Genomic DNA, 19,111 nt, shown 5'->3' with positions numbered 1-19,111 from the left:
CGGTTTTCCGTCAGCCTGCATGGGTTGATCGGGCGCGATGCCGTGCCCGATGGGCGCGGCCCATGGCATGGCGCTTGAGCGCTTCGGCCAGCAGCAGGTAGGCGGCGGCCAGCGCGGCGACGAGCGCGAGGAGGTGGCCGGGCAGCGGGGCGAAGCCGAACAGGCCTGCCCATGGCCCCAGCGCCAGGGCCAGCGCCGCCGCGCAGGCGCCCAGGCTCGTGGCCACCAGCGCCCGCGCCGGGCGGCTGCGCCAGGGCCGCGCGCGGGTGCGGATGACGAAGACCACGAGCAATTGGGTCAGCATCGATTCCACGAACCAGGCGGTGCGGAATTGGGCAGCGCCAGCATGGAACACCAGCAGCAGGATGGCGAAGGTCGACAGGTCGAACAGCGAGGACAGCGGCCCCATGATCGCGGTGAACCGCTCTATCGCGGCGATGCTCCAGTTGCGCGGGGTGGCCAGGTCGTCGGCATCGACCTCGTCGAGCGGGAGGCCGATCTGCGAGGCATCGTAGAGCAGGTTGTTGAGCAAGATCTGCACCGCGGTCATCGGCAGGAACGGGACCAGCACCGAGGCCAGCGCCATCGAGAGCATATTGCCGAAGTTCGAGCTGGTGCCCATCCGCACGTATTTCATGATGTTGGCATAGGTTCGCCGGCCTTCCGCGATGCCATCGGCGATGACGCCCAGATCGTTGTCGAGCAGGATCAGGTCGGCTGCGGCGCGGGCCACGTCGGTGGCCGTGTTGACCGAGAGGCCGGCATCGGCGGCGCGGATCGCCGGGGCATCGTTGATCCCGTCGCCAAGGAAGCCGACCGTGTGGCCGGCCTCGGACAGGGCGCGGATGATCCGCATCTTCTGGTCGGGCGAGACCCGCGCGAACAGGCGGGTGGCCACCACCCGGCGGCGCAGGGCGGCATCGGTGAGGCGGGCGATCTCCTCGCCCGAAAGCACCTGGCCGGCGGGCAGGCCAAGCTGGGCGACCAGGTGGGCGACGACCGGGGCGGCATCGCCGGAGATGATCTTCACCCGCACGCCAAGCTGGCCCAGCCGCTCGATCGCCTCGGCGGCAGAGGGCTTGGGCGGATCGAGGAAGGCGCAGAAGCCGGCGAAGACGAGGTCGCTCTCGTCGCTGACCGCCAGCCTGGCGGGTGCCTCCGGCAGCGCGCGCCAGGCAAGGCCGAGCAGGCGTTCGCCCTGGGCGGCGCGGGCCTCGTGAATCACATCCAGCGCGGCGCGCCGCGCGGCATCGAGCGGCTGCGGGCCGCCCGGCCCATCCACCGCCACGCAGGCGGCCAGCACGGCCTCGGGCGCCCCCTTGACGATCAGCATGGCCTTGCCGTCATGGCTGGCCGCCACGCTGGCCCGGCGGCGTTCGAAATCGAAGGGCAGGGCGGCAAGCGCGCTCCAGCCGCACGCCGCCTCGGGCGCGGCCGCAAGGATCGCGGTGTCGAGCGGATTGCCCGCGCTGCCGCCGAGCGCGCTGTTAACCGCGGCGAGGGCGAGGACGGCCGGATCGTCGCGCCCGTCCGGGCCGAGCGCCACGGCCAGCGAGATGCGCGCCTCGGTGAGGGTGCCGGTCTTGTCGGTGCACAGCACGTCCATCGCGCCCAGGTCGTGGATCGCGGCCAGCCGCTTGACGATCACCCGCCGCGCCGCCAGCCGCACCGCCCCGCGCGCGAGCGTGATGGTGGTGACCATCGGCAGGAGTTCCGGGGTCAGCCCCACGGCGAGCGCGGCGGCGAACATGAAGGATTCAAGCACCGGGCGGTGCAGGGCATACTGGACAAGCAGCACGAACAGGACCAGCGCGAGGGTGAGGCGGACCAGCAGCAGGCCAAGCCGCCTGAGGCCGCGCTCGAAGGCGGGGGGCGGCTGGTCGGCGGCAAGGTCGGTGGAAATGGTGCCGAGCACCGTGGCGAGGCCGGTCTCGCAGACCAGCATGGTCGCCTCGCCCGAAACCAGCGAGGTGCCCGCGAACAGCGCGTCGTGGGCATCGGCCATGGTTTCGGCCCGGCTCGGCCCGGGGCGCTTGGCCACGGGATAGGGTTCGCCGGTGAGGATTGCCTCGTCGGCGTGGGCGCCTGAGGCGGCCAGGACCACGCCATCTGCGGGAACGAGGTTGCCGGGCGCCAGCCGCACCACGTCGCCGCGCACAATGTCCTCGGCGCGCAGGCTCTGCTCGCGCCCGTCACGCAGCACACGCACGGTGAGGGCGATGGAATTCCGCAAGGCTTCGGCGGCCTTTTCCGCGCCGTGTTCCTGCCAGGTTTCCAGCCCGATCGAGGCAGCCACGATCAGGGCGATCAGCACCAGGCTGGCCATGTCGCCGGTGGCCGCCGAGATCGCGGCGGCGGCGATCAGGATCAGCACCAGGGGTTCGGCCAGCCGCCGCAGGATCTGGCGCAGCACCGAAGGACGGCGCAGGCGCTCCACCACGTTGGGGCCATCGCGCAGGAGCTGCCGGCGAGCCTCGGCGCCGGTCAGTCCGGCAGAGGCTGCCGACCCTTCGGCGCGCAGCCAGAAGCGGTGTTCGGTCGGCATGGCGGCTGCGTGGCCGGACGGATCCATAAGCCTTGTCCCCATCGCCCCGGGAAATCTTATGCCGAAGTTCCGGGGAAGGCGACAGCGGATTTGCCCGCGGCCGGAACCGTGGCTGTGGGTGTTATATCGTTGTAACAAAACAGAAATGACTTGTGGGAAGCCCTATCGGACGATAGGGGTCCGGGCAAGCGGGGGATTGTCGGAGCGCGGCAGTGGACATGGACGGTCATCACAAGTTCTCCATCGATACCGATGATGATCCGGTCGACGCGCCGTGGGGCGAGGAGAGTCCCACGCTGCCCCCGCCGGGGCATGACGAGGATGGGCGGCCCCTGCGCGGCATCCTCATCGGCCTGCCCATTGCCGCGCTGATCTGGGCGGCCGCCTTCCTGATCCTGCGCCTGGTGCTCTAGGCGGCGCGCAGCCGGCCATTGCCTAACGCCGCGCGGCGGGCGAGGAAGGGGGATGACAGACGAAAACGCCTCGCGCAGGCTCACCCGGCGCAAGTTCTACAAGGCGGAGCAGGAAGCCTCCTTCGCCGACGCCCATCCCCACACCACCCCGCAGACGCAGAGCAGTTCCTACAGCCTGGCGTTCCGCGACACCGGCTTCCTCCTGCGCGAGGAATTGCGCCCGGTGCGCTTCCAGCTCGAACTGCTGAAGGCCGAGATGCTGCTCGATGAAGCGCGGATCGGCTCGACCCTGGTGGTCTATGGCTCGGCCCGCATCCCTTCGCCCGACATGGCCGAGGCGGCCCTGCATACCGCGACCACGCCCGAGCGGCGGGCGGTGGTCGAACGGCTGGTGGCCAAGGCGAAGTATTACGAGGAAGCGCGCAAGCTCGGTCACATCGCCGCCGCCCAGGCCATCGTCGAGGACGGGATGCGCCAGTTCGTGGTGTGTTCGGGCGGCGGGCCGTCGATCATGGAGGCGGCCAATCGCGGCGCGGTGGAAGCCGGCGGGGAAACCATCGGCCTCAACATCGTGCTCCCCCACGAACAGGCGCCCAACACCTGGGTGACGCCGGGCCTGTCGTTCCAGTTCCACTACTTCGCGCTTCGCAAGATGCACTTCCTGCTGCGCGCGCGCGCCGTGGCGGTGTTCCCCGGGGGCTTTGGCACCTTCGACGAATTGTTCGAGCTGCTCTGCCTGATCCAGACCGGCAAGATGAAGCCGATCCCGATCCTGCTGTTCGGCGGCGATTTCTGGAGCAAGGTCGTGAACTTCGAGGCGCTGGCCGAAGAGGGCGTGATCAACCACGAGGATATCGGCCTGTTCACGCCGGTGGAAACGGCGGAAGAAGCCTGGGAGGTGATCCGCCGGTTCTACGACCTGGACTGAACCACCGCCTGATGGCCCAGCGGGCCGGCCCCGCCCCCGAAGCCGGGCGCGGCGAGCAAGGCGGCGCGCACGAAGGCCCGGGCCTGTTCGACCGCCGCGCGGATCGGCAGGCCTTGGCCCAGCCCCGTGGCGATCGCGCTGGCCAGCGTGCAGCCGGTGCCGTGGGTGTGGCGCGTGGCGATCCGCGCCGCCCGCCAGATGACCGGGTCCTGGCCGGGCAGCACCAGCCGGTCTTCCACCACCGGCCTTTCGGCATCGCCGCCCTTGGCCAGCCAGGCCACGCCGCGCGCCGCCATGCCCGGCGCGCCGCCCAGCGCGGCGAGTTCGGGCACGTTGGGCGTGGTCAGCGTGGCGCGGGCCATCAGCCGCTCGAAGGCGGCCACGGTTGCGGCATCGGCCAGGACCGCGCCGCTGGTGGCGATCATCACCGGATCGAACACCACCGGGCAGGACAGGCGCTCCAGCCGGTCGGCCACGACATGGCCGATGGCGGCCGAGCCGAGCATCCCGATCTTGACCGCGTCGACCCCGATATCGCTGGTGCAGGCATCGATCTGCGCGGCGATGAGATCAGGGGACAGCGCTTCGACCGCCGTAACCCCCAGCGTGTTCTGGGCGGTGATCGCGGTGATCGCGGTCATCGCGTAGCCGCCCAGCATGGTGATGGTCTTGATGTCGGCCTGCACACCGGCCCCGCCCGACGAATCGGACCCGGCGATGACGAGAATGCGAGGCGGGGTGGTCATCGGGGTTATCGGCGCCTGTTGCGTTGCCAGGGTTGGCCGTGCAGCGCTATCAAGTGGGGACAATCGCGGCAAGGAGCGCGAGTCATGGCCTATCGGGACGAGCTGGCGATCGCGGCGGTCAACTTCCATGCGGCCTGGGGCGAGAAGGCCGCCAATTGCGAGCGCATCCTGGGTCTTGCCCGCGAGGCCGCCGGGCAGGGCGCGGACATGGTGCTGTTCCCCGAGACCGCGCTCACCGGCTACAATCACGACGGCGGTTCGATCGCCATGCACCAACGCGATGCCGAGCCGCGCGGCGGCCCTTCGGCCACGCGGCTGGTGGACTGCGCGCGGGAGCTGGGCATCTGGCTGGTCGTCGGCCTGCCCGAACGCGATGAAGCCAGCGGGCGGCTGTATAATTCGGCGCTGGTCACCGGCCCCGATGGGCTGGTGGACTGCTATCGCAAGATCCACCCCGCCAAGGACGAATTGCTGTGGGCGGCCAAGGGCGATCGGCCCTGCCTGTTTGCCACCCCGTGGGGTCCGGTGGGGCTGGGCATCTGCTACGATACCTACCTGTTCCCCGAAGTGCCGCGCCATCTCGCGGCCATGGGCGCGCGGCTCTATCTCAACCCCACGGCTGTTTCGGCCCGGCCGGGCTGGGCGGATTTCTACTATACCATGCTGCGGGTGCGGGGCGTGGAGAACGGCCTGTTCATCGCCAGCGCCAACCTCGTTGGCGAAGACCGCGACATGACCTTCCCCGGCGGCTCGCTGGTCCTCGGGCCGGGCGACGGGCCGATCGACACCCGCTATCATGGCGCGCCGGTGGAAGGGCGCGAGGCGATCGTGCTGGCCCGGATCGACCTGGCGCAGAGCGACCGGGTGCGCGCGCAATTGCCGATCCTGCGCGAAAACCCGCTGACCGGCGAGCCGGACTGGCGCCCGTCGATCTATGCCGGCCTGCTGGATACCGTGCTGGAGCAGGAGGACTGGCGGCACGGGATGTGACGGGCCGCGCCCTGCCGGCCGAGTGGCCTGCCCCTTGGCCGGCGCCTAGCCGCCCTTGTGGCGCCGCGCGGTGGCGGGCGGGTGCTGGGCGTGAAGGCGTTTGGCGCGGGCCGGCCGGTCAAGCAGTTCGCCGCCGCAATTGGGGCATTGCTCATCAAGTGCGTCGGCGCACTCGGCGCAGAAGGTGCATTCGAGGCTGCAGATGAAGGCGCCGGGCGCTTCGGCGGGCAGGTCGCCGCCGCAGCGCTGGCAATCGGGGTGCATGGCCAGCATCAGCCGGCGGCTTCCGCCACGGCGGCGCAGATCGCGGCCACCACGCTTTCGACCTCGGCCGCATCGTCGCCTTCGGCCATGACCCGGATCACCGGCTCGGTGCCGGACGGACGGATGACCAGCCGGCCGCGCCCGACAAGCTGTGCCTCGGCATCGGCGATCACTTGGCGAACCCGCGGGTTGTCGAGCGGCTTGCCCCCGGCGAAGCGCACGTTCCTGAGCAATTGCGGCACCGGATCGAAGAGGTGGAGCAGTTCGCTCGCCCGCTTGCCCGACTGGACGAGCGCGGCCAGTACCTGGAGCGCGGCCACCGTGCCGTCGCCGGTCGTGGCGTGATCAAGCAGGATCATGTGGCCCGATTGCTCGCCGCCCACGTTGAAGCCGCCCGAACGCATCCGCTCGAGCACGTGGCGATCGCCCACGGCGGTGCGTTCGAGGCTGAGGCCGTGGCTGGCCAGGCAGCGTTCGAGGCCCAGGTTCGACATGACCGTGGCCACCACCCCGCCGCCACGCAGGTGCCCGCGCGCGGCCATCTGGGTGCCAAGCAGGGCCATGATCTGGTCGCCATCGACCACCGCGCCCTTTTCGTCGATGACGATCAGCCGGTCGGCATCGCCATCGAGCGCGATGCCGATGTCGGCACCCGAGGCGACCACGGTTTCGCGCACCAGGTCGAGGTGGGTGGAGCCGCATTTCGCATTGATGTTCTTGCCATTGGGCTCGATCCCGATGGCGTGGACATCGGCGCCCAGTTCCCAGATGGCCGAAGGCGCCACCTGGTAGGCCGCGCCATTGGCGCAATCGACCACGATCTTGAGGCCATCGAGCCGCACGTTCTCGGGGAGCGAGGTCTTGACCGCGTGGATATAGCGGCCACGGGCATCGTCGATCCGGCGGGCGCGGCCGATCTCGGGCGCATCGGCCAGGGCGATGTCCTGGCCGAGCATGGCCTCGATCGCGAGTTCGTCATCGTCGGACAGCTTGAACCCGTCAGGCCCGAACAGCTTGATGCCGTTGTCCTCGTAGGGGTTGTGGCTGGCCGAGATCATCACGCCGACATCGGCGCGCAGTTCGCGGGTGAGCAGGGCCACGGCGGGCGTGGGCATCGGACCAAGCAGGACCACGTCCATGCCGACGCTGGTGAAGCCGGCTACCATCGCGTTTTCCAGCATATAGCCCGAAAGGCGAGTGTCCTTGCCGATCACCACCCGGTGGCGGTGGCCGCCGCGCAGGAAGCGGGTGCCGGCGGCCTGACCGACCTTCATCGCCGTTGCCGCGGTCATCGCGCCCGCGTTGGTCCGCCCGCGGATGCCGTCGGTGCCGAAATACTGCTTGCCCATGCCTTGCCATCGTCTCCTGAGCGCCCCGGATCGTCCCGTGCCAGCCATGCCGCAGGCGGCGGGCAATGTCACCCCGTCACGCGGCGGGGGACGGGGTCGTGGCCGCCTCGCCGGGCGCATCGGGTGCATCGGGTGCATCGGGCGCGGCCCGCGCGCCGCCGGCGGTCTCCTCCCCCATGGCCGTTTCGGGGAGGTGCGGGAACAGCGGTTCGCCGAAGATGAAGCCGATCAGGTTGGGCTTGCCCAGGTGCTCGAAGGCGGCGGTCAGCGTGATCAGGATCGGCACCGAAAGCAGCGCGCCCAGCACGCCCCAGACCCAGGTAAAATAGGAGAACGAGAACAGGATCAGCACCGGGTTGACCGTGAACCGCCGCCCGAGGATCGCCGGGGTTATCGCATTGGCCTCGATCGCATGGAGGCACAGGTAGGCGGCCGGCGCGATCAGGCCGCCGCCCACCGTGTCGGCGGTCGACAGGCCGACCAGCGCGAGCACGCCGATCAGCGAGAGCGGTCCGATATAGGGGATGAAATTGAGCAGGGCGGCCAGCCCGCCCCACATGATCGGCGCGTTCCACCCCAGCAGCCAGGCCCCGGTGGCGGTGATCGCGCCCACGCCGACGTTGATCAGGGCGACGGTCAGGATGTAGGTGCCCACCCGGTCCTGGATCTCGCGCAGCAGCCGCGCCGCCTTGCGGCTCGAGCCGGCGCTGGTGCGATCGTGCAGCAGGTGGCGGCGCAGGCGCAGCCGGCTTTCGACCATGAAGTAGCTCATCAGGAAGGTGAGCAGCGTTTCCAGGATCACGCTGGGCGTGGCCACGGCCAGTTGTTCGATCAGCGAAGGCGCCGCCACGATCACCTCGCGCGTGGGCGGGCGGCCCGAAACGCGGGCGAGCGCGCGGTTGATGTCGTTCAGCCAGTCGAAGCTGGAGCGCAGCCTGACGATCTGCTGGGTGGCACGCGAGACCATCGCCGGCACGTCATCGACCAGGACCAGGGCCGGCTGGATGATCAGGGTGATCGCCACCAGCAGGAACAGGACCAGCACCAGCACCGAGAGCATCGAGGCCAGCCCATTGGGCAGGCCGGCGCGCAGGAACTGGTCGGCCAGCGGCGCCAGCACGATCGAGAGGATCAGCGCGGTGACCAGCGGCAGGAACACCACCGAGCCGATCGAGAGCACGAAGGGCAGGGCCAGGAACAGCCCGATCCCCAGCAGCATGACCAGCGCCGAGGTAAGCCGCAGCTCCTGCGCGGCAAAGACCGCCGGATTGCTGCCGATCGCGGCGCTTTCGGCCATGGCGAAGGGCTGGTGCTGGTCGGGGGAATGGCGGGCGGCGTGGGGGCGGGGCGGATCGCGGTCGGCGTCGGTCATGGCCGCGATCCTAGGCTTCGCGGCTGCCTGATCAAGCATTTGCGGAAGCCCGGGTGCCGTGTCGATGCCGCGCCCTTGCGCCCGCTATTCCAGCGAGCCGCCGTGCGAAACATGGTCGAGATCCTTCATGATCGCGGCATGGGCGGCTTCTTCGTCGCCATGGCCGCGGCGGGGCATCTCCCCGCTCTCGATCAGGCGGGTCAGCGCGGCGCGGGCGCGGCCGACCCGGCTCTTGATCGTGCCGACCGCGCATTGGCAGATTTCGGCCGCCTCCTCGTATGAGAAGCCGCCCGCGCCGACCAGCAGCAGGGCCTCGCGCCGTTCCGGCGGCAGGGTCAGCAGGGCGCGGTGCATATCGGCCAGGTGCAGCGGGGCTTCCTGTCCGGCGGGCGCGGTGAGGGTGCGCTCGGCCACGGCCTCGTCGTATTCGCCGCGAAAGCGGTTGCGGCGCATATCGGTGAGATAGGCGTTCCGCAGGATCACGAAGGTCCAGGCGCGCATCGAGGTGCCCGGCTCGAACCGGTCCTGCGCGGCCCAGGCCTTGAGCATGGTTTCCTGCACGAGATCGTCGGCGAGGTCGGGCCGCCCGCACAGGCCGCGGGCGAAGGCGCGCAGGTGGGGGATGACCTCGGTCAGCTCGCGCTTGAAGGCGCCGCGGTCCTGGTCGGTTCGGGGCCGGTCGGAACCGGAACGGACCGGGCGTCCGGTCGGATTGCCGGTTCGGGATTCGGCGGGCGGGCCGACACGGGCTGGATCGTTCGATGTGGGGCCAGCGGTCATTTTCCGCTTTCGTCCAGCTTGGCGATCAGGTCGGCAAAACTGTCGGGCAGGGGTTCGTCGAGCACGGCATCGTAAAGCTGCTTGAGGCCGTCGGCCCATTCGGGCTGGGCGCGCCGCCCCTCCCTCGGTGGCGCGGGTCGCATCGGTTTCGTTGCCTTGTCGTTGGTCATCTCGCCGGGTGCCGTCCCTGTTGTTCCCGTTGCCGTGCCTCGGGCAACGCGTCCCCCCCAAATACACGCCATCGGCCGGCCCTCAATCCGGGCGACCGATGCAACTGGAACGAAATGGCCGGTTTGTGGTTCCCGCTGAGAGACGGGAATGGCCCGATGTCCGGCATTTGCCGCCGGAAGCGGCGGTTAACGGCCCATCGGGTGACGACTGACGGGCGGGCAGTCGCAGGGGCAGGCGGCCGACGCGGTCGGAAAGCGGGTGGCCGGCAACCGGCGGGGCAGACAGGGGTAGGCGTGGCGAACAGCGTTCCAAGCAGGGTCCAGGCGCAGCGATGGTATTTCCGGTTTCCGCGCGGGCTGCCGGTGGCGATCTTCCTGCTGGTTTCCGCGATCACCGCGCTCAGCGTCTATGCGATCGAGCAGGTCGAGGCCCAGCGCGGCGAGGCCCAGCACCGCCAGGTGGCGACGACTGTGACCGCGGCGATCGAGCGGCTGGTCAATGCCAATGCGGTCTACCTGCGCGCCGGGGCGCTCCTCTCGCCGGGCCTGGCGCCGTCGAGCCGGGATTTCGCGGCCTTCGCCCACCAGCTCTCCGCCGATGAAAGCCTGCGCTCGGGCGGCACCCTGGGCTGGGCCGAGCGCATGGCCTCCGACCAGGTGCCCGCCTTCGAGGCGCGGATGCGCGCATCGGGCGACCAGGGCTATGCGGTCCGTCCCCGCGCACTGGGCGGCGACGTGCTGCCGGTGGCCTTCGTCTATCCCGCCGATGCGGTCGGACGGCGCGGGCTGGGGTTCGATATGCTCAGCGAGCCGGTGCGGCGCGGCGCGATCGAGCGGGCGATGCGGACCGGGCGGCCCACCGCATCGGGCGCGATCGACCTGATCAGCCATGACGACGAGGCCCATTCCAGCGGATTCGGGATCTTCATGCCGGTCTATGCCGACGATGGCGCGCATCGGCGGATGGTCGGGGTGATCGCCCGGGGCTTCGTCGCCCACTCGTTCCTCAGGGACGCGCTCGCCGGCGAACGGCTGGCCGACTATGGCATCGCGCTCCACGATGCGGAAAGCCCCGGCTCCCAGCCGCTGGCCGTGCTCGGCGAACAGGCCGGCGCCGGCCGGCGGGTCACGCGCGAGGTGGTCCTGGCCGATCACCGGATGCGGATCGAGATTTCCCCGCCGGCGCCGGCCACCCTGTCGAACCTGTCCCTGCTGACGCTGCTGTTCGGGATGATGGTGGCCGCGCTGCTGCTGATCGTTGCCCGGCTGGTCACCCAGCAGGCCGCCGAAGACCGCGCGGCGCTCGCCTGGTTCGAGGAACAGGCCTCGATCCGCAACTCGCTGACCCGCGAACTCAACCACCGGGTCAAGAACACCCTGGCCAATGTCCTCTCGATCGTGGCCCTGACCCGGCGGCGCACCAGCAATATCGACGAATTCGTGGCCGGCCTGATCGGCCGGGTCCGGGCGCTCTCGGCCACCCACGACCTGCTCACCCAGTCGGAATGGGGCACGACCCCGGTGCGCGCGGTGATCGCTGCGGAACTGGCGCCCTATGCCCAGGGCACCGACCGGGCGGTGGCGATGCGCGGACCGCTGGTCGAACTGGCGCCCAACGATGCGCTCTCGCTGGGCCTGGCGATCCACGAACTGGCGACCAACGCCTCGAAATATGGCGCGTTGAGCGTTCCGGGAGGGCGGGTGGAGATTTCCTGGGAGATGCTGACCGACAAGCTGGCGCGGATCGACTGGTCCGAGCACGGCGGCCCGCCGGTCGCCACCGAGCGCCGGCGCGGCTTCGGCACGGAACTGATCGAGAAGATCGTTGCCCACGAATTGCGAAATCCGGTGGACCTGCGCTTCGAAGGCGATGGGGTGTGCTGCACCCTGGTTGTCCCGGTGCGCCCGCCCGCCGCCTTCCAGATCCGCGCCGCCCGGCCCGCCGAGGCCGGGGAATAGGGCGGGCTGTCGGCCAGCGGCGCGGCCGGCGGCTCCTAGCCGATCGCCCGGCTGGAATTGAAGAACAGCGCCTGGCTGATCGCTGCGCGCACGGTCGATTCCTGGAACGGCTTGGTGATCAGGTAGGTCGGCTCGGGGCGGTTGCCGGTGAGCAGGCGCTCGGGATAGGCTGTGATGAAAATCACCGGCACGGTCTCGATCGCCAGGATATCGTCCACCGCATCGAGGCCTGATGACCCGTCGGCCAACTGGATGTCGGCCAGGACCAGCCCGGGGCGATGTTCCGCCACGACCTGCTGGGCCTGGGTGCGGGTGGCGGCCGTGCCGCAGATGTCGTGGCCGAGCGAGCGCACGAGATCTTCCAGCTGCATCGAGATCAGCGGCTCGTCCTCGATGATCAGCACGGTGGTGGCCGCTTCGCGTTCGATCTCGGCGATGGCCTGCTGGATCAGGCGGTCCACCTCGGCGGGGGCAAGGTCCATGATCCGGGCGGCATCCTCCACCGCGAAATCCTCCAGCGTGGTGAGCAGGAGCGCCTGGCGATTGAGCGGAGTGATCGCGGCCAGCCGCTGGCGGGCGGCCAGTTCCAGATCGCCGCCCGTGCCACTGCCGGCTTCGGGCTGATCGGCTTCAGCAAGGTCGAGAAAGGCGCTCGACCAGACCTTGTTGAAGGCGCGGTAGAGCGGCACCCGCCCGTCGGCGAGGCTGCGTTGCAGCTCGGCATCGGCCAGGGCCGCTTCCAGCGTGGCGCGAACGAAGGCATCCCCGGTCTGCTGCGATCCGGTCAGCGCCCGGGCGTAGCGCCGCAGGTAGGGCAATTGGGCGGCAACCTGTGTGCCAAGCGACATTCGGGGGACCCCTTCCCTGCGGGACATGACTAACTGGACCCGAACGCGCGAGCAACGCAACAGGTTCCCGCAGGCCGCCGCCCGGGGCATCCGTCCCGGCGTGAAAAAAATTTTACAAAAGTGTTCCGAAAAGGGGAACCGAGCGCCGGGATGCACATTTATTCCATGTCACCGCCGAGACCCCCCCTCCCGTCCAAGCGGCTGGTGATACGATCCCGAAAGGCCTCCGTTCTTCCAGAGCGGAGGCCTTTTTTATGGGCGCTCGGCCCGTTTTCCGGGCAAATGGCCCGCCGCGCCGGACCGGTTCAGCGCTGGCCGCGCCGGGGCGCCAGCAGCAGGTCCAGCCCCGCCGGCCCCTGGCCGGGGATCCGTTCGAGCCAAGGATAGCGCAGGCCGCCGTGGTAATCGAGCGCCACCTCGCTGAAGCGGTCGCCGCGCCGCACGGTCAGCCGCAGCGGTTCGGGCGCGGCCTTCGCCGCGGTGATCGCGGCGCGCAGGGTCGCCTCGGACCAGGCGGTGCCGTTGACCGCGATGATCTTCGCATCCGGCGCCAGCCCGGCGGCGAAGGCCGGGCTGCCCCAGCGGCAGGCGGTGATCCGGCCCTCCTTGTCCAGCGTCAGGCCAAGCGAATGGACGAGGCTGACGCTCTTGTCGTCGAGCGCGCGGCCCCGGTCGTAGGGATTGGGTTCCTCGCGCCAGACCAGGCGATAGCCGCCCAGTTCCAGCCCGGCGAGCGGCGCGGGCCGGTCCGGCTGGTCGATCCGCTCGGCGAGGAAACCGCCCCAGTCATGCGGATAGACCGCGCCCAGCGCGGCCACCACGTCGGCGCGGGTATAGGTCAGCGTGCCCCGGTCGCCGTCGCGCAGGCCAAAGAAGGCGCGGGCGAAATCATCGAGCCCGCGGCGCCCGCCGGTCCCGGCGCGGATCACCTGGTCGGCCTCCAGCCAGACCAGCGCGCCCTCGCCGTAATAGTCCTCCCCCCGGGCCATGGAGCCAAAGGGCTTGGGCTTGCGCGCGGCGAAGACGGGATCGTAGGCGGTATCGGCCAGGCTGCGCCAGGCCCGGCCCGGGCTTTCGGCCAGGTTGCCTGCGGTAGAGGCGAGCTGGGCCAGGACCATCTCCTTCGATTGCACCCCCGAGCGCGCCGCCAGAACATGGCCCCAGAACTGGGTCTGGCCTTCATAGACCCACAAGAGGTCGGTCTGCATCGGCTGGCGGTAGTCCGGGGTCCACAGGCCTTCGGGGCGGCGGAACTTGCCGTCCCAGCTATGGGCCAGCTCGTGGGCGATGACATTGCGCGCCCAGTCCATCCCCGCCCAGTCGGTCAGCGCGGTCGGCTCCATCGTGTTCTCGGAGGAGCGGTGGTGCTCCAGCCCGATGCCTCCGATCTGGTCGGTGAGCGCGAGCAGCACGGTGTAGTGGTCGAAGTGGCGGCTGGCGAACGTGGCCACGGCCTCGGCCACCAGCGCGCGATAGGCGGCAAGGCCGCGTTCTGGCAGGGCCAGCAGCTTGGCCTCATCGGCCACGGCGGCCAGGGTCACCCCATGGCCCAGATCCCAGGTGCGCGCGTTCAGTCCGGCGAAGATCGGCGAATCGACCAGCGTCTCGTAGTCCGTCTCGGCCCAGGTGGTGGCGGGGCCAGTGGTCGCCTGCCCGTCGAGCGCGGTGAACGCCTGCCAGCCGGCGGGGAAGGTGACGCTGGGCGCCACGCGGATCTGGCGCACGTAGTGGCCGGCCGGGTAAAGGCTCATCCGGTCCCATTGCAGGTTCATCAGCGCCTCGCCGACCGTGACCCGCCCCTCGGCCGAGAGGCGCGGCGCGGTGTGGACGAAGCTGGCGGTCACCTCGCGCGTGCCGGGCGGCAGGGCCAGGTGGAAGGCGAAGACCTCCACCGGATCGCGCCGCCAGGCCAGCGGGCGGTCCCCGGCGGCAAAGCGCAGGTCGACCAGCTCGGCCATGGTCCCGCGCGGGGCGTGGTGGCCGGGCAGCCAGCGGGGGAGCAGCAGGGTCAGCTCGCGCGCGCCCTCGGTCACGGGCACGCGCTCGGTCACCCGGAACAGCCCGCGCGCCACGTCGGTGGCATCGATGGCCAGCGTGATGGTGCCGGGATAGGGCACGTCGCGCGGCTCGGGCAGCGGGGGCGGCAGGGGGGCTGCCATGGGGGTCGACCGCGTGCCGGCAACGGGGGCGGTCTGGGCCGGAAGCGCGGCCGGAACCAGCGTGGCAAGGGCAAGAAGGGTGGCGACGACCGGCTTGAGCTGCATCGGGCAAGGTTTGCTCAACGAGCGCCCGCCTTGCAAGGCGGTTGCAGTGCCTTTGCACCGGCGCTTTTCCCCGGGGCCGGAACCGGCTAAGCGCGCCCCCCATGAGCGAGAGCAAATCCGGCAAGTCGGCCATCGAAACCCCGCAGGCGATCCGCGGCACCCAGGACATCTTCGGCGCCGAGGCCGAGGCCTTCGGCTTCGTGGTCGAAACCTTCGAGCGCGTGCGCCGCCTCTACCGCTTCCGGCGGGTGGAAATGCCGGTGTTCGAGAAGACCACCGTGTTCAGCCGCTCGCTGGGCGAGACCACCGATGTCGTCTCCAAGGAGATGTATTCGTTCGAGGATCGCGGCGGGGAATCGCTGACCCTGCGCCCCGAATTCACCGCCGGCCTCGCCCGCGCCTACCTGACCGACGGGTGGCAGCAATATGCGCCGGTCAAGCTCGCCACCCACGGCCCGCTGTTCCGCTACGAGCGCCCGCAGAAGGGCCGCTACCGCCAGTTCCACCAGATCGACGCCGAGGTGATCGGCGCGGCCGAACCGCAGGCCGACGTGGAGCTGCTGGTCATGGCCGACCAGTTGCTCAACGAACTGGGCGTGGCCGATGGCGTGACGCTGCATCTCAACACGCTGGGCGATGCGCCCAGCCGCGAGGCCTGGCGCCTCGCGCTGATCGCCTATTTCCAGGCCCACCGCGCCGAATTGAGCGAGGATTCGCAGGAGCGGCTGGAGAAGAACCCGCTGCGGATCCTCGATTCCAAGGACCCGCGCGACAAGGCATTCACCGCCGCTGCGCCCCGGATCGACGAATACCTTTCGGGCGAGGCGCAGGACTTCTTCGGCAAGGTCACGCAAGGGCTGGATGCCGCCGGGGTGCAATGGACCCGCGCCCCCTCGCTGGTGCGCGGGCTTGATTATTACCGCCACACCGCCTTCGAGTTCATCACCGACCGGCTGGGCGCGCAAGGCACCGTGCTGGGCGGCGGCCGCTACGATGGCCTGATCGAGGCGCTGGGCGGCCCGCATACCCCGGCGGTCGGCTGGGCGGCGGGGATCGAGCGGCTGGCCATGCTGGTGGGCGCGCGGGATGAGGTCGGGCCGGACGTGGCCGTGGTTGCCGAGAATGGCGAGCGCGAGGTGGAAGCCCTGGCGCTGGTGGCGCGGATGCGCCGTGCCGGCGTGGCGGCGGAACTGGTCGCCACCGGCAGCCCGCGCAAGCGGTTTGACCGGGCCAGGAAGCTGGCCCCGGGCGCGATCGTCTCGCTCGACGTGCGCGATGGGGCGAACACTCAAAACTTCCGGGTGCTGGAAGCCGGGAGCGCTGGCGCGGAGCGGGCCGGCGCGGTCTTCGCGGCCTTCGCGGCGGAGCAGCAGTGAGCCTATCGGACACCCGCCTCGCCCAGATCGGCGCGCGGTTTGCCGAGCTTGAGGCGCGGCTGGCCTCGGGGACGCTGGAGGGCAAGGAGTTCATCGCCGCCAGCCGCGACTATGCCGAACTGGAGCCGGTGGCGAGGGCTGCCGCCGAGGTGCGGGCCATGCGCGGCGAGCTGGCCTCGCTGTCTGCGCTCGACGATCCTGAAATGCGCGAACTGGCCGACGAGGAGATCGCGCGCCTCAAGGCCGAACTGCCCGAGGCCGAGCGGGCGCTTTCCATCGCCATGCTCCCGCGCGACAGTGCCGACAGCCGCCCGGCCATGCTGGAAATCCGCGCCGGCACCGGCGGCGACGAGGCCGCGCTGTTCGCCGCCGATCTCTACCGGATGTACGAACGCTTCGCCGCCGAGCAGGGCTGGCGGATGGAGATGATCAGCGCCAATGCGAGCGAGATCGGCGGCTTCAAGGAAGTGGTCGCCAATATCTCTGGCACCGGCGTGTTCGCGCGGCTCAAGTTCGAGAGCGGGGTGCACCGGGTCCAGCGGGTGCCGGTCACCGAAAGCGGCGGGCGCATCCACACCTCGGCGGCGACCGTGGCGGTCTTGCCGGAACCGGACGAGGTCGACGTGGGAATCGAGGACAAGGACCTCAAGATCGACATCTACCGGGCATCGGGCGCGGGCGGGCAGCACGTCAACACCACCGATTCGGCGGTGCGGATCACCCACCTGCCCAGCGGCCTGGTGGTGATCTGCCAGGACGAGCGCAGCCAGCACAAGAACAAGGCCAAGGCCATGCAGGTGCTGCGCGCCCGGCTCTACGAGAAGATGCGCGACGAGGCCCAGGGCGCCGAGGCCGAGGCGCGCAAGGCGATGGTCGGCAGCGGCGATCGCTCCGAGCGGATCCGCACCTACAATTTCCCGCAAGGCCGGGTGACCGACCATCGCATCAACCTCACCCTCCACCGCCTGCCCGAAGTGCTGGAAGGAACGGGCCTGGGTGAACTGATCGACGCGCTGATCGCCGAGGACCAGGCCAAGCGGCTGGCGGCGATGGATGAGTGACCTCCGCCTGTTCCATTCCGTTCGACACGAACGGGTCGATTAGGATGCTGGTTGGCGAAGCCATCCGCGCCGGCGCCGAGCGCCTTTCGGCCACCAGCGATACCGCCCGGCTCGATGCCGAGGTGCTGATGGCTCACGCGCTGGGCGCATCGCGCACCGATCTCCTGCTGCGCCATATGCGCGAGCCGGCGCCCGCCGGCTTTGCCGCGCTGGTGGCGCGCCGCGCGGATCACGAGCCGGTGGCCTATATCGTGGGCGCGCAGGATTTTCATGGCCTGGCGCTGCGGGTCAGCCCGGCGGTGCTGATCCCCCGGGGCGACAGCGAGGCGCTGGTCGAGGCGGCGCTGGCGGCGCGGCCCGCTGCGCGCCGGGTGCTCGATTGCGGCACCGGTTCGGGCGCGCTGTTGCTGGCCGTGCTGGCGCGGCTTGGCGGCGCGCGCGGGGTGGGGATCGACCGGTCGGCCACGGCGCTGGCCGTGGCGGCGGGCAATGCCGCCACGCTGGGCCTGGCGGCGCGCAGCGCCTTTCTCCAGCGCGACTGGACGCGGGGCAAGTGGAACGCCGGGCTGGGCGGCTGCGACCTGGTCCTGGCCAATCCGCCCTATGTGGAGAACAGCGCCGAGCTTGCGCCATCGGTGCGCGATCACGAACCGGGCGGCGCGCTCTTTGCCGGGGCCGATGGGCTTGATGACTATCGCCGGCTGATCCCGGCCCTGCCGGCCCTTCTGGCGCCGGGCGGCGCGGCGCTGGTCGAGATCGGGGCCACCCAGGCGGCGGCGGTGAGCGGGCTGGGCGCGGCGGCGGGATTCGCGGCCCGGGTGCACCGCGATCTGGCCGGGCGCGACCGCGTGGTGGAATTTACCCGCGAATAATACTGCGCTGCACCAAGAAATGCCTTGGCAATCGCCGGGCAAGCCCCTAAATCGACCGCAGACCAGCGGATAGACGGACTATCCTCTCCTGCCGGTCCAAGCTCCAGCATTTGCCCCAGGACGGCCACGGTGGCCGCGAACCTTGCAGATGTCGGGACGCCGCCGAGGCCATAACCGGGCCGCGCGGTGTACTTAGCGCAAGCGATTCGCCGGCCGGCATGGATTGGGGCCGAGCGGCGAACCGGTGAAGGAACGGTCACCCTTGAACAATAATCGTGGCAATAACCGTCGGCGCGGCCGCGGCAACAACCGGCCGCAGGGCGGCGGGCAGCAGCTCAACCGGATTGACAGCCGGGCGCGGGGCAATGCCCCCCAGTTGCTGGAAAAGTACCGCAAGCTGGCGCACGACGCCCACCTCAACGGTGACCGGGTGACCGAGGAATATTACCTCCAGTTCGCCGATCACTATTTCCGCGTCATCGCCGATGCGCGCACCCGCCTCGAAGAACAGCGCCGCCCCCGCGACGAGCGCTGGCAGGAGCCGGGCGACGAGGGCGAGGATACGACCGAATATTCGGGCGGCGATTACCAGGGCTATGACCAGGGTTATGGCCGGCCCGAGCGCGCTGAACGAACCGAGCGCGCCGAACGTCCCGAGCGGGCGGACCGGCCCGAGCGCGGCAACCGCGAGGATCGGCCGCGCGAGGATCGTCAGCGCGAGGAACGCCCCCGGGACGACCGTCAGCGCGAGGATCGTCAGCGCGACACCCGGCGCGAGCGCGAGCCGCGCGGCGACGAGGCCACCGAGATCGTGCCTGCCGGTGAAGGCGCCGAGGGCGCCGACGACCAGCCGGCCAGCATCTACGAGCCGGTCGAGAACCCCTTCGTCCGGGCGGACCGTCCGTCACGCGGTCTGCGCCCGCGCCGCGAGGACCGCCGCCCGCGTCGCCGCGACGAGGATGGCGAGGGCGAGGCCGGCCCGGTTGGGCTGGACGTCTCGATCCTGCCGCCGGCCCTTGGCGCCTCGCGCGAGGATGGCATGGCCACCGAACCGGCTTCGGCCGATGACGAGGCGCCCGCGCCCAAGAAGCGCGGCCGCAAGCCCAAGGCCGTGGCCGCGGTGAGCGACGAGGACTGAGTCTGGCCTCCGGCGCCCGGCCTGATGGCCCGGCCC

At 70.4% G+C, this 19,111-nt stretch carries 17 protein-coding genes; 8 read left to right on the top strand and 9 right to left on the bottom strand.

The window, feature by feature from the left end:
- Nucleotides 1–10 precede the first annotated feature (10 nt).
- Nucleotides 11–2,572 carry a magnesium-translocating P-type ATPase gene (gene mgtA / locus ACFOD9_RS01440; RefSeq protein ID WP_379508305.1) on the bottom strand — a complete coding sequence of 854 codons (2,562 nt, stop codon included), beginning with the start codon at nucleotides 2,570–2,572 and terminating at the stop codon, nucleotides 11–13.
- 191 nt (nucleotides 2,573–2,763) lie between these two features.
- On the opposite strand from mgtA, the gene ACFOD9_RS01435 reads away from it, so the two are divergent.
- Both ACFOD9_RS01435 and ACFOD9_RS01430 read left to right on the top strand, forming a co-directional pair.
- The gene (locus ACFOD9_RS01435) at nucleotides 2,764–2,958 is read left to right on the top strand and encodes a hypothetical protein (RefSeq protein ID WP_379508304.1); all 195 of its coding nucleotides are present in this window, start codon (nucleotides 2,764–2,766) and stop codon (nucleotides 2,956–2,958) included.
- A gap of 52 nt (nucleotides 2,959–3,010) precedes the next feature.
- Nucleotides 3,011–3,886 carry an LOG family protein gene (locus tag ACFOD9_RS01430; RefSeq protein ID WP_379508303.1) on the top strand — a complete coding sequence of 292 codons (876 nt, stop codon included), beginning with the start codon at nucleotides 3,011–3,013 and terminating at the stop codon, nucleotides 3,884–3,886.
- Here ACFOD9_RS01430 and thiD read toward each other — a convergent pair.
- Entirely contained in the window at nucleotides 3,871–4,632 is a 762-nt protein-coding gene (thiD, locus tag ACFOD9_RS01425) for a bifunctional hydroxymethylpyrimidine kinase/phosphomethylpyrimidine kinase (RefSeq protein WP_379508302.1), read from the bottom strand. The two genes, ACFOD9_RS01430 and thiD, sit on opposite strands and share 16 nt — an antisense overlap.
- An 84-nt stretch (nucleotides 4,633–4,716) precedes the next feature.
- Between thiD and ACFOD9_RS01420 the strand changes: the two genes are divergently transcribed.
- Nucleotides 4,717–5,622, top strand: coding sequence for a carbon-nitrogen hydrolase family protein (locus tag ACFOD9_RS01420; protein ID WP_379508301.1), 906 nt, complete (start codon nucleotides 4,717–4,719; stop codon nucleotides 5,620–5,622).
- Between the two features lie 45 nt (nucleotides 5,623–5,667).
- Here ACFOD9_RS01420 and ACFOD9_RS01415 read toward each other — a convergent pair whose 3' ends face one another.
- The 5 genes from ACFOD9_RS01415 to ACFOD9_RS01395 all read right to left on the bottom strand — a co-directional run bounded on the left by ACFOD9_RS01415 (nucleotide 5,668) and on the right by ACFOD9_RS01395 (nucleotide 9,557).
- Nucleotides 5,668–5,895 (bottom strand): DUF1272 domain-containing protein, encoded by a 228-nt coding sequence (locus tag ACFOD9_RS01415; RefSeq protein ID WP_379508300.1) that lies wholly within the window; start codon nucleotides 5,893–5,895, stop codon nucleotides 5,668–5,670.
- Entirely contained in the window at nucleotides 5,895–7,235 is a 1,341-nt protein-coding gene (glmM, locus tag ACFOD9_RS01410) for a phosphoglucosamine mutase (RefSeq protein ID WP_379508299.1), read from the bottom strand. The genes ACFOD9_RS01415 and glmM overlap by 1 nt, the downstream gene beginning before the upstream one ends.
- Before the next feature lie 76 nt (nucleotides 7,236–7,311).
- A complete protein-coding gene (locus ACFOD9_RS01405) occupies nucleotides 7,312–8,607 on the bottom strand; it encodes an AI-2E family transporter (RefSeq protein ID WP_379508298.1) in 1,296 nt (431 codons plus the stop codon).
- A gap of 84 nt (nucleotides 8,608–8,691) precedes the next feature.
- A complete protein-coding gene (locus ACFOD9_RS01400; protein WP_379508297.1) occupies nucleotides 8,692–9,387 on the bottom strand; it encodes a sigma-70 family RNA polymerase sigma factor in 696 nt (231 codons plus the stop codon).
- The gene (locus tag ACFOD9_RS01395) at nucleotides 9,384–9,557 is read right to left on the bottom strand and encodes a NepR family anti-sigma factor (protein WP_379508296.1); all 174 of its coding nucleotides are present in this window, start codon (nucleotides 9,555–9,557) and stop codon (nucleotides 9,384–9,386) included. The genes ACFOD9_RS01400 and ACFOD9_RS01395 overlap by 4 nt, the downstream gene beginning before the upstream one ends.
- A gap of 363 nt (nucleotides 9,558–9,920) precedes the next feature.
- Between ACFOD9_RS01395 and ACFOD9_RS01390 the strand changes: the two genes are divergently transcribed.
- Entirely contained in the window at nucleotides 9,921–11,516 is a 1,596-nt protein-coding gene (locus tag ACFOD9_RS01390; protein WP_379508295.1) for a CHASE domain-containing protein, read from the top strand.
- 35 nt (nucleotides 11,517–11,551) lie between these two features.
- Here the strand turns inward: ACFOD9_RS01390 and ACFOD9_RS01385 are convergent, their stop codons facing one another.
- Nucleotides 11,552–12,364 carry a response regulator gene (locus ACFOD9_RS01385; protein WP_379508294.1) on the bottom strand — a complete coding sequence of 271 codons (813 nt, stop codon included), beginning with the start codon at nucleotides 12,362–12,364 and terminating at the stop codon, nucleotides 11,552–11,554.
- Nucleotides 12,365–12,669: 305 nt separating this feature from the next.
- Nucleotides 12,670–14,628: a M61 family metallopeptidase gene (locus tag ACFOD9_RS01380; RefSeq protein ID WP_379508293.1), complete on the bottom strand. Its 1,959-nt coding sequence runs from the start codon at nucleotides 14,626–14,628 to the stop codon at nucleotides 12,670–12,672.
- A 101-nt stretch (nucleotides 14,629–14,729) separates the two neighbouring features.
- On the opposite strand from ACFOD9_RS01380, the gene hisS reads away from it, so the two are divergent.
- The 4 genes from hisS (at nucleotide 14,730) to ACFOD9_RS01360 (ending at nucleotide 19,075) form a co-directional block, all read left to right on the top strand.
- Nucleotides 14,730–16,004 carry a histidine--tRNA ligase gene (gene hisS / locus ACFOD9_RS01375; protein ID WP_379508292.1) on the top strand — a complete coding sequence of 425 codons (1,275 nt, stop codon included), beginning with the start codon at nucleotides 14,730–14,732 and terminating at the stop codon, nucleotides 16,002–16,004.
- A complete protein-coding gene (gene prfA / locus ACFOD9_RS01370) occupies nucleotides 16,001–17,065 on the top strand; it encodes a peptide chain release factor 1 (protein ID WP_379508291.1) in 1,065 nt (354 codons plus the stop codon). The genes hisS and prfA overlap by 4 nt, the downstream gene beginning before the upstream one ends.
- A 44-nt stretch (nucleotides 17,066–17,109) precedes the next feature.
- The gene (gene prmC / locus ACFOD9_RS01365) at nucleotides 17,110–17,937 is read left to right on the top strand and encodes a peptide chain release factor N(5)-glutamine methyltransferase (protein WP_379508290.1); all 828 of its coding nucleotides are present in this window, start codon (nucleotides 17,110–17,112) and stop codon (nucleotides 17,935–17,937) included.
- A gap of 262 nt (nucleotides 17,938–18,199) precedes the next feature.
- On the top strand, nucleotides 18,200–19,075 hold the full coding sequence (locus tag ACFOD9_RS01360) for a DUF4167 domain-containing protein (protein WP_379508289.1): 876 nt from the start codon (nucleotides 18,200–18,202) through the stop codon (nucleotides 19,073–19,075).
- Nucleotides 19,076–19,111: the final 36 nt, after the last annotated feature.

The organism is Novosphingobium bradum (genome assembly GCF_042646485.1).
GTDB classification, from domain to species: Bacteria; Pseudomonadota; Alphaproteobacteria; order Sphingomonadales; family Sphingomonadaceae; genus Novosphingobium; species Novosphingobium bradum.
Note: the sequence above shows the minus strand (reverse complement) of the source record. Positions and strands in the feature narration are given on the sequence as shown.

Excerpts from the sequence above, each read along its gene's own strand:
- mgtA (WP_379508305.1), bottom strand. The coding sequence starts at position 2,572 with ATGGATCCGTCCGGCCACGCAGCCGCCATGCCGACCGAACACCGCTTC.
- ACFOD9_RS01435 (WP_379508304.1), top strand. The coding sequence starts at position 2,764 with ATGGACGGTCATCACAAGTTCTCCATCGATACCGATGATGATCCGGTC.
- ACFOD9_RS01430 (WP_379508303.1), top strand. The coding sequence starts at position 3,011 with ATGACAGACGAAAACGCCTCGCGCAGGCTCACCCGGCGCAAGTTCTAC.
- thiD (WP_379508302.1), bottom strand. The coding sequence starts at position 4,632 with ATGACCACCCCGCCTCGCATTCTCGTCATCGCCGGGTCCGATTCGTCG.
- ACFOD9_RS01420 (WP_379508301.1), top strand. The coding sequence starts at position 4,717 with ATGGCCTATCGGGACGAGCTGGCGATCGCGGCGGTCAACTTCCATGCG.
- ACFOD9_RS01415 (WP_379508300.1), bottom strand. The coding sequence starts at position 5,895 with ATGCTGGCCATGCACCCCGATTGCCAGCGCTGCGGCGGCGACCTGCCC.
- glmM (WP_379508299.1), bottom strand. The coding sequence starts at position 7,235 with ATGGGCAAGCAGTATTTCGGCACCGACGGCATCCGCGGGCGGACCAAC.
- ACFOD9_RS01405 (WP_379508298.1), bottom strand. The coding sequence starts at position 8,607 with ATGACCGACGCCGACCGCGATCCGCCCCGCCCCCACGCCGCCCGCCAT.
- ACFOD9_RS01400 (WP_379508297.1), bottom strand. The coding sequence starts at position 9,387 with ATGACCGCTGGCCCCACATCGAACGATCCAGCCCGTGTCGGCCCGCCC.
- ACFOD9_RS01395 (WP_379508296.1), bottom strand. The coding sequence starts at position 9,557 with ATGACCAACGACAAGGCAACGAAACCGATGCGACCCGCGCCACCGAGG.
- ACFOD9_RS01385 (WP_379508294.1), bottom strand. The coding sequence starts at position 12,364 with ATGTCGCTTGGCACACAGGTTGCCGCCCAATTGCCCTACCTGCGGCGC.
- ACFOD9_RS01380 (WP_379508293.1), bottom strand. The coding sequence starts at position 14,628 with ATGCAGCTCAAGCCGGTCGTCGCCACCCTTCTTGCCCTTGCCACGCTG.
- hisS (WP_379508292.1), top strand. The coding sequence starts at position 14,730 with ATGAGCGAGAGCAAATCCGGCAAGTCGGCCATCGAAACCCCGCAGGCG.
- prmC (WP_379508290.1), top strand. The coding sequence starts at position 17,110 with ATGCTGGTTGGCGAAGCCATCCGCGCCGGCGCCGAGCGCCTTTCGGCC.